Genomic DNA, 9,737 nt, shown 5'->3' on the forward strand with positions numbered 1-9,737 from the left:
TATACCGCTTCCTCAAAAGATAAAATCCATCAAATCCACCCCCTGATTTTGTAGGCACTACGCCATTTTGAGTGGATAGCTGTATCCCTTGACTGGCAGGGCTTTTCCAGTTTTGTGTATCTACAGCTGTCGAACACGAGGTTACGTTAGTAGAATTCTTTTCAAAAATAAGCACTTATACTTATTGACGAATCACTTCAAACTTACTAAGAGATTGTAATGGATTATTAATCCATTATAAAGCCTGTTGAGAATTAGGGACGAGAAAACCCATGGGCCATTCATGATAGACGAGCCTTTGGGTATAAAATCGTAATATAAACTACTTACAGGAGATCACATATCCAAGTTGTTATAAATACTCCAGGCACCATGATCAAGCAGAAAGATGAGATTTTTCGCTTTCAGAATAAGGAAAATATACTTGATCTTTCTCCCATGAAAATTGAATCGATTATCATCTCTAATAAAGCCATGATCAGCACACAGGCCATATCCCTTGCGCTTGAAAATAATATAGATCTGGTTTTCCTTGACAAGTACGGCTTTCCCATTGGAAGGGTGTGGTTTTCAAAAATGGGTTCAACCGCTCTGATTCGAAGGAAACAACTTGATGCTGCGAATTGTGAGCTTGGACTGAAACTTGTGCTTGATCTTATCAGGCAGAAAATAAACAACCAGGTCGCATTCCTGAAAAAACTCAAGTATTCAAGACCGGACAGAAAAGAGCTTTTTCCGGTCCCGCTTCATACCATCCAGGGTTCTCTTGAAGCCCTTGATCGTAACTTTAAGGATCTTGAAGAATCCCGTTCAATAATCATGGGGCTTGAGGGTTCGGCAGGTCGGGCATATTTTTCATGCATATCAAAAATTATGCCTGAAAAATATCGGTTCAAAGGCCGCTCAAAAAGACCGGCAAAAAATCCTTTTAATGCGGTGTTAAACTATTGTTATGGTGTGCTTTATTCCCGGGTTGAAAAAGCATGTATTATTGCCGGCCTTGATCCTTTTGTAGGGTTTATGCATACAGACAACTATAATAAAAAATCCCTTGTCTTTGACCTGATAGAACCTTTCAGGATTTTTGCCGAACAAACGGCAGTCTATCTTTTTACAGGTAAAAAAGCAAAAGACGAATATTTTGATATCAAAGAACATTCCTGTTCCCTCAATGACAAGGGAAAGCCTTTGGTGATTGATTCTCTTACCAAGCATCTGGAAGAAAAAGTCAGATACAAAAGAAGAAACGTGAAACGGAAACATATTATCAGCCATGAAGCCCATAAACTTGCAAACATTCTTCTTGAAGATGAGGCAGTTGAACACCCGGACTGGCTGGATATAAAGGAATTTTAATATGGCTAAAATTCTTGCATGGATCATGTATGATATTGCTTCAAACAAAACCAGGAACAGGGTGGCAAAAAAATGCAAAAAATATGGCATGACAAGGGTTCAGAAAAGTATTTTTCTGGGTAAACTGGATATCAATCGCTTTGATGAACTGGCAGAAATCTGTCTGGACGAAATAGACGAGGAAACAGACAGTGTTTACCTCTTTCCTTTCTGCCAGGAAGATTTCAGGCGTATTCAGGTCCTTGGACAGGGATTTGATAAAAAATTGGTGAACGATGAGATTTTGTCAAAATTTTTTTGACCGATAACAAGGTAAAACATTAATGAAAAAAGCAATTCTCTATTTTAACAATATCAAACTCTATCCTTCCCAAATTCATAAATTGCGGGGATATGTCGGCAATGTATTTGCAGAATATGACCTGATTCACAACCATGATGCTGATACCGGGAAAAGCATATACAGGTATCCTTTGATCCAGTTTAAAATTATAGACAATATCCCGTGTATCGTTGCTTTGACAGAAAAAGCGGTTCAAATTTTTACTGAGATTTTTATGACTCTTGATCAAATTGAAATTGAGGGAAGAAAGATCCCGATTAATGAAAAAGATTTAAAAATCGAAATAGTTGATTTTGGTTTTTCCCAGGAAACATTCATGTATGAATTCATCACTCCCTGGGTCGGCCTGAATCAGAAAAATTTTGCAATTTTTATCAATCTGAAAAACCAGAAAGAGAAAAATGATCTGTTGAAAAGAATACTGATCGGAAACATCCTGTCCATGTCAAAGTACCTTGATCTTCAACTTGAACAGAATCAGAAAATCAATACCGACCTACAGTTTCAGCAAACAAAAGTCACCTTAAAGAGTCAGCAGATGATCGGTTTTAAAGGTATGTTTAAAACCAACTTTATAGTTCCAGATCATATGGGGTTGGGAAAGTCAGTGTCTCGCGGGTTTGGAAGTGTTAAAAAAATTCTATGAAATTAAGAGGTAGAAAATGAGCCTGTCTTACAAATTATGGAAAATCGGTAGTGTGCTTTCGGAAAAAGACATTAAGGACGTTATTAAACTGAATCCGGACGCCAGTTTTAATGATGGAGAACAGCCCGAGTATATCAATCTTGATTTCAATATAAAGGATTCTGCGGTTGTTTCTTTGGTGTTAAGAAAGAAAGCGATCTCGAAAGATAAAATGTTTTTTACAAAAAAAATGGGCGGAGCCGGAGGTGGAATTTATTACTTGTATCCAAACCTTCAATTAAAAATCAAGGAAAATGAAAGTATCAAGAGCAAACTCCCCCTTCTTGTAAATACTATGGGAAAGAGCGTAATTTGTTTTTCACAAAATGAGAATCAGGAAAGTTCTCAGGCTATTGTTGATTTTTTTGACCAGCGTTCTGATGATGAGGTCTTGGCCTCGTTGGATGAAATCAAAGGTGGATACTTCTGGTTCTGGATATCTGTCAACGGTCAGTCTCTGCCGGAAATCATGCCGGAAGTATGGCAAAACTGGTATGAAACTCCTGTCAATAAACTGAAAGAATCAAGCGTCGGGTATGATATTTTTACGAATCAGGAAGCTCTGGTCGGCTACCGTCCGGAATTCAAAATTTTCTCCTATGACCAGTATCATGATTCATTAAATTATAGGGTCAAGGAAAATCTTCCATTATCCCTTGAAAGTGCCAAAAACATAAAGCTGGCATGGATCTATATTCTTGAAAAACTGGCATTTTTCTATAAGGGACTGGAATATATTATTATTCCAAACATGATATCTGATGATAAAAAAGCCTTTCAGGAAGTTTTAAGCCGCCTGGTCCTGGCTAATAATGCAACAAAAAGAAAACCCGGAAAGCTGGATGCTTTTAGAAAACAGGAAAAGAAATTAAAGCTTGTTTTAGATCAATATAAAAAAAATAAACATGGCAAGAAGGACACCGGGAAAGCGAAGAATGGGGAAATTGAAGAGATTGATAAAGAATATAGAAAAACCATTGCCGAAATTCAAGCGCGGGATACGGGTCTGATAACGGAATTTAAAGAACAGGCAGATCATTTGGGTGATTTGAAAAATTCAGTCACCCTTGATTTTATTTTTACCGCAATAAACCGGACAAATCTTTCTTTTGAGGTGAAAGGTGCTATTGAAGATGTTGTTCCCAGCAGGCTGGCAAGGCTTGTGGATGCGATGAAATCATTTGGCATTGAAGATAATATTACATTGCATTCAAAGAACCGGGACAAGATTTATCTTCAAGATTATTTTAACCGGGATGAACTTTATCTTGTCATAAATAAATCCCAAAAACAGAATAAAAATCGCATTTTACAGGAAAGACTGCATCTGTCCCGTCTTTTGCTCACGGAGGAAACAATAACAATAGAGGATCTTCTGGCAAGATTTGAATTTCACAGGGAGTCTGATTATGCACATAAAAAACGAATGAATAATGGAATAATGGATTGGATTAATTTCCCTGAAAATTATACCCATCAGGAAAATAAGTTAATGGAATTTTTCCATGCAATAAAAAAAATCAAGGAGTAAGTGTATGTCGGAAAAGAAAAGTTCATTTGATGATTGCTTCCTTGTAAGAAAGGAAACAGATACCACAGGGTTTTATGGGAACTCTGCCATTCAGAAAGCCTATTTTATCGGGGCCTATGCCAAGGCAGTTATTAACCATTCTTTTTTTTCTCCTGTAAGCAAGGGGAATGTCACTTTTAAAAACTGGCTTTCAGGCCAGATCATCAATTACCGGAACCTGGACCGGATTTTTGAGATGGCGTTCAGATATGAGCAAAAACTCAAATTGAGGATTCGAAATGATTCAGAGGTAAGAAAACTTGCCCATGAAACACCTGAATCCAAATCAAGGGGGATATCCGGCTCAAAAATCACCTATGCCTTTGTTGCAGGATTTGACGATTATGGCAAATTTTCAAAGGCAGAGCAGGCAAAAGAGAATGAATAAAAAAATAAAGGAGAAAAAAATGAATAATCGTGCAAAACACAGTGAGCTGCTTTTTGTTTGGGATGCAAGAATGTGTAACCCCAATGGTGATATGGCAAGTGATAATGCCCCCAGATTTGATGATGTGGATGAGAAAGCCATTGTCAGTGATGTCCGCATTAAACGAACCATCCGGGATGATCTTCAATACCGAAAACAAGAATTGATTTATATTAACAACGAGGAAATTATTGCCCATGGGCTTAATGCCGAAGACCGCTTTAAACAGATAAAAGATGAAAGTGATTTAAAAGAGCCTTTGGATGTTTTCCTCACCTGTATTGACAATAGGCTGTTTGGCGGCGTGGCACCCAAAAGCAATATTCAGCTAGTTGGGCCGGTCCAGTTTTCATGGACAAAATCGTTGAATAAAACAGAAACCATTCTTAAATCCGGCACAGGCGCCTTTGCAACCAAGGGGAAGGATGGCGAAGCGAAATTTAAAAAGACCTTTCGTGCGGATAATTATATCCCCTATGGACTTTTTGCCATGTACGGCACGATCAACAGACTCCAGGCGCTTAAAGCAAATACAACAGAAGAGGATATCCAAAAAATGCTGGATTCCCTCTGGTTCGGTACCAAACTGCTCAATACCAGGAGCAAGGTGGGTCAAAAATCAAGGATGCTCATCAGAATCATTTACAAGGAAGACAATAGTTATTTTATCGGTCTTCTGGACGAGCTAATCGGATTGGGGAACGAAGAGAGTGATTTGATAAGACAGATCAGTGAAGCTGAGATTGATTTCTCAAAGTTTATTTTGGCCGTTAACAAAGCAGAATCCTATATTGAATCTGTTGAAATCGTCTGTGATGATTCATTAGAACATTACAAAAAAGAACTCGAACAAATCAAGAATGTGAAAATAATGGATGAAATGGAATTTGCATCTCTTGGTCGTCAGAGTTGATAATGTGGGGTGCCTATGTTTTGTTTTAAATTATGGAGTAACTTCGGTGTATTCAGGGATCCGTTGACCATTACCCAGAATCTTACCTTCCCCATTCCGCCTAAAACAACAATAGGGGGGATGATGGCAGCTATTCTTGGGATTGATTATAATACGTATTTCAATGACCCTGAATACTTTGATTTTAAATATTCCTTGGTGCTTGAAAAACCGATCAGGAAAAAAAGCTTTGCTCAGAATTATGTGGCAGATTACACAAAGGTATCGGAAACTAAAATCAGCACCATGGAAAAATATTTTAACGCCAGAAAGAAATATAATGAGCTTGTTCAGGAAAAAAAAAGATTGGACGATTGTTCTGAACTATCCAAAAAAGAAGAAAAATTTTTAATGACTGCTGATAAAAAAATCGAAGCAGAATTTAAAAAATTAAAAAATGGATCGGATAATTGTTCGAAGGTTTTCAATAGCAGTTTCAGATCACCGAAGCCAATTTTCAGGGAGCTTCTCATCGACCCTGAATATCTCATCTTTGTAAAAGATTTCAAACATGAAGAACAGATCATTCCACTCCTTCAGACTCATTTTAGTGCATTTTACTTTTATATGGGGAATAGTGAATTCCCGGCTAATTACAGGTTGCTGGACTGTGAATGGGGATTGGAAGGATCGAACATCCTGAATTCTTTTACAGCAAACCCCTCAAAAATTGTTTTTGAAGAAGATAAAAAATATACCAATGTTTATATGGCCACCAAAACCATTGGGGCAAGAGAATATAGAGAATATAAAAACTTTATTCTGTGCGACAAATCTATTTTGTTGAAAGATGAAAAACAGACTTTTGCTGTCAAAACAAATACAGGAAAATATTATTGTGAATTTGTTTGATATTGAAGAAAAATATTGGTCCCATCCGAACTATCCCGTTCAAAAGCATTTAATCAATATCGCAGCCTCCTTTGCGGAGGATTCTCACAAGGAGGCTGCATTTTTTCATGATATAGGAAAACTTACAGATGAATTTCAAAAATATATAAAAAATCCCGACCATGCAAGACGAACGACCCATGCCCTTGAAAGCGCTTTGATCTATTTGACGAATAAAAATCATAAGATTACACCGGAATCATTTGCTATTTTTTACGCTATACTGAAACACCATGGGGATCTTGAAAATACTAATAACTTTTTAGATGACAAGCTGTCTTTCATAGATGATTTGTTGGAAGCATATCCTGGTATTGAAAAAAGGTTAGGAAAAATCTGTGAGAGAATATGCCTGCCACTTGATTTGGATCTGGATGAAATCTGTTCTTTCTTTGACCAGGAAGACTTTGTACAGGAACATGATCTTGAATCGTTTCAAAATTATTTTTTAATTAAAGATATTTTCTCCAGATTAATTTTTTCAGACAAATATGAAGCAATTTTCAAAGAACCCTATTCAGAAAAAAAATCGTGTCAATGGGAAACATATATTTCAAATCTTGTTAAATTAGTTGAATCAAAAAACAATAAAATGGCTTTTGTGAGAAACCAGGCACGTGAAGAAATCATAAACACCTACAGCAGGAATAAAGATAAAAGTATTTTTATAATTGAAGCGCCGACTGGAATCGGGAAAACCTTTTCCGCACTGCATCTTGCCCTTAAAATTTGTCATGACAAAAATAAAAAAAGAATTATTAATGCCTTGCCCATGACATCCATAATCGACCAGACTCATGAAGAATACAATTTGATTTTAGAAAAGGACGATCTGCTTAAGTTTCACCATTTAACCCATTCAAAAAATTACATATCCCCTGATAATGAAGAGAAAAATGAAAAAGAATCTTCTTCGCAGCAACAAAATGATTTTATAGCCATGTCATGGTCTTCGGATACGGTCATTGTGACAACTTTTAATCAGCTTTTAAATATTTTTTATTCAAATAAAAACAGGGATCTTGTCAAATTTTGGACAATTCGGGATTCTGTTATTATTTTGGATGAAATACAGGCAATACCAAGGATGCTGATTCAGGATCTTGCAAAAACCATAACCTTTTTATCAAAAAGTTTTAATATTGATTTTATTTTAATGTCAGCAACAATTCCGGCAATCAAACAATATATCTCCCAGAACATACTGGCTGAACTGCTTGACAACCGGTATTTTTCAATGGATTTTAATAACCGGTATTCGATTCAGATCAATACTCAGATCAATAATATGGACTCCCTTCTTGCTGCGACAAAAATTCATTATAACAGCAATCGCTCTTTATTATGTGTAGTAAATTCAAAAAAACTGTCATTAGATCTCTATAGCGAGGTAAAAGAGAATTTTAAAAAGGATATTTCATACTCTGAGTTATTTTTTTTAAATACAAATATTATTCCAAAATGCAGGGCCAATATAATCAGTACAGTAAAAAAGAGGTTGAAAGAGAAACAAAAAACCCTGCTCATTTCAACTCAGGTTGTTGAAGCGGGTGTCGATCTTGATTTCGACTTTGGTATCAGGGAATTTGCTCCTCTTTACAGTATGATTCAAGCCGCCGGACGTATAAATAGAGAAAACAGAGAAGGAATGAACAAAAGTGCTAAACTGTTAGTAACTGACAAAATAGGTTATTGCCCATATCATCCTACAGATCTTTTGAAAGAAGAGATTTTAGAATTATTTTCTTCAGAGGTAAATGAAAATAGAATACTTCCACTCCTTAAGAAATATTTTCAAATCGTCGTGGAAAGGGTAGCCCCAGATCCTTTATTATATCAGGAGATGCGAAAGCTTGAATTTGAAACAGTGTATCGCACTTATCTAAATAATTTTATGAAAGAAATTCCGAATATTGCCCCTGTTTTTATTGAAATAGAAGAGGATCTGCACCAATTATTTTTATTAAAAATTGATAACATTCATGAAAAAATGAAACAGCCGGGAAAATCCATGGAAGGTAAAATGGATTGTAAGAGCAAATTAAAAAGTATACTCAAAGAAATATCCCAATATGTTATCAATGTTTCAATGGATGAAACAGCCGGATTACAAGATTTACATGAAATAGTTCAGATCAAAGTTTGTCCATATAAATTTGTCAGAAATAAAACAAAATACTGTTGTGAAAAAGGCTGGTTAGGAGAAGAGACGTTAACACTATCTTTTTAACACAGGCCAAATAATAATTTATTAAAAGGAGGATGGGCATATTCTAAGTCATCCACAAAAAGTTGTATCAATAACGCCCTCAATGCTCATTGAATATACATTTTGTCCCCGGTTTATCTATTTCATGTTTGCCTTGGATATTCCCCAGAGGGAAGAAAAACGGTTTAAGGTTATTAAAGGTCGGAAAATCCATGAGCAAAAAGCAAGCTTCAATAAGGAATATTTGCGCAAAAAACTTGGTGTGGTTGAAAAACAAAGCAATGTTTACCTTTCATCAAATCGATATCATATCAGGGGAATAATTGACGAAGTGTTGACTTTTGCTGACAATACAATGGCACCCCTTGATTTTAAATATGCAAAATATAAAGAGATAAATTATAAAACACAAAAGATCCAGGCACTGTGCTATTCTTTAATGATAGAAGATAATTATGGGAAAAAATCAAACAGGGCATACATTATTTATACACGATCAAAAAATAAACTTATTGAATTAGAATTTAATGAAAAGGATAAATCGGAATTGAAAAAAAGTATCAAAGAAGTTATTCACATTCTTAAGACGGGATTTTATCCCAGACGGGCATCATCTATAAAACGATGTGTCGACTGCTGTTATAAAAATATCTGTGAAAGCTAAAAAATGCTGAAATTATCTTTAAAAACAGATTGCTATGTTTACTTTTGTAATCATTAATTTAAGAAAAAGGGGTTGATTACGTTAAATTATATAGATATCTTGATCTTTGAAAAAATGTTTAACATACTTAAAATTAAAAGGTATTTTAAGAAATAAGGGTCTGAATTCCATATCCAGAAAAACAAGGATTGAAACTTTCTTGCAGGATATTCTCAAAAATACAAAGAAATGTCTGAATTCCATATCCAGAAAAACAAGGATTGAAACAATGATAAAGGGAAACAAAGATTATTTTCTAAAGTTTGTCTGAATTCCATATCCAGAAAAACAAGGATTGAAACTTAAGTGCAAATGATATTAACAATTATCCTATCCAGTCTGAATTCCATATCCAGAAAAACAAGGATTGAAACTATCGGAGAATACAACCGGACACCGACTTATAGATTGTCTGAATTCCATATCCAGAAAAACAAGGATTGAAACTCTTTAAAAGCCAAGTTGGGCAAAGATTATGAAATGTCTGAATTCCATATCCAGAAAAACAAGGATTGAAACCCTGTAAGGCTTCCAAGACGGTGCCCTTATGGATACGTCTGAATTCCATATCCAGAAAAACAAGGATTGAAACTGGAATGAG

Annotated in this window: 9 protein-coding genes and 1 CRISPR repeat array; all 9 genes read left to right on the plus strand. The window is 35.5% G+C overall.

From position 1 onward, the window contains the following. Positions 1 to 372: 372 nt before the first annotated feature. Positions 373 to 1,356 carry a CRISPR-associated endonuclease Cas1 gene (gene cas1 / locus QAI40_RS15225; protein WP_442875399.1) on the plus strand — a complete coding sequence of 328 codons (984 nt, stop codon included), beginning with the start codon at positions 373 to 375 and terminating at the stop codon, positions 1,354 to 1,356. 1 nt (position 1,357) lies between these two features. Next, positions 1,358 to 1,657, plus strand: coding sequence for a CRISPR-associated endonuclease Cas2 (cas2, locus tag QAI40_RS15230; RefSeq protein ID WP_304511761.1), 300 nt, complete (start codon positions 1,358 to 1,360; stop codon positions 1,655 to 1,657). A 22-nt stretch (positions 1,658 to 1,679) separates the two neighbouring features. Next, positions 1,680 to 2,345 carry a CRISPR-associated endonuclease Cas6 gene (locus QAI40_RS15235; protein ID WP_304511762.1) on the plus strand — a complete coding sequence of 222 codons (666 nt, stop codon included), beginning with the start codon at positions 1,680 to 1,682 and terminating at the stop codon, positions 2,343 to 2,345. A gap of 16 nt (positions 2,346 to 2,361) precedes the next feature. Continuing rightward, positions 2,362 to 3,915: a TM1802 family CRISPR-associated protein gene (locus QAI40_RS15240; protein ID WP_304511763.1), complete on the plus strand. Its 1,554-nt coding sequence runs from the start codon at positions 2,362 to 2,364 to the stop codon at positions 3,913 to 3,915. Positions 3,916 to 3,919: 4 nt separating this feature from the next. Beyond that, on the plus strand, positions 3,920 to 4,342 hold the full coding sequence (locus QAI40_RS15245) for a hypothetical protein (protein WP_304511764.1): 423 nt from the start codon (positions 3,920 to 3,922) through the stop codon (positions 4,340 to 4,342). 19 nt (positions 4,343 to 4,361) lie between these two features. Continuing rightward, complete coding sequence (gene cas7b, locus QAI40_RS15250; RefSeq protein WP_304511765.1) at positions 4,362 to 5,294, plus strand: type I-B CRISPR-associated protein Cas7/Csh2; 933 nt, start codon at positions 4,362 to 4,364, stop codon at positions 5,292 to 5,294. A 15-nt stretch (positions 5,295 to 5,309) separates the two neighbouring features. Beyond that, complete coding sequence (cas5, locus tag QAI40_RS15255) at positions 5,310 to 6,185, plus strand: CRISPR-associated protein Cas5 (protein WP_304511766.1); 876 nt, start codon at positions 5,310 to 5,312, stop codon at positions 6,183 to 6,185. Further along, on the plus strand, positions 6,172 to 8,454 hold the full coding sequence (gene cas3, locus QAI40_RS15260) for a CRISPR-associated helicase Cas3' (RefSeq protein ID WP_304511767.1): 2,283 nt from the start codon (positions 6,172 to 6,174) through the stop codon (positions 8,452 to 8,454). Before cas5 ends, cas3 begins: the two co-directional genes overlap by 14 nt. Positions 8,455 to 8,536: 82 nt before the next feature. After that, entirely contained in the window at positions 8,537 to 9,097 is a 561-nt protein-coding gene (gene cas4, locus QAI40_RS15265) for a CRISPR-associated protein Cas4 (RefSeq protein WP_304511768.1), read from the plus strand. Positions 9,098 to 9,255: 158 nt separating this feature from the next. Further along, positions 9,256 to 9,728: a CRISPR direct-repeat array (repeat unit 37 nt; unit sequence GTCTGAATTCCATATCCAGAAAAACAAGGATTGAAAC). Positions 9,729 to 9,737 lie beyond the last annotated feature (9 nt).

This window comes from Desulfobacula sp. (genome assembly GCF_030611305.1).
GTDB lineage: Bacteria > Desulfobacterota > Desulfobacteria > Desulfobacterales > Desulfobacteraceae > Desulfobacula.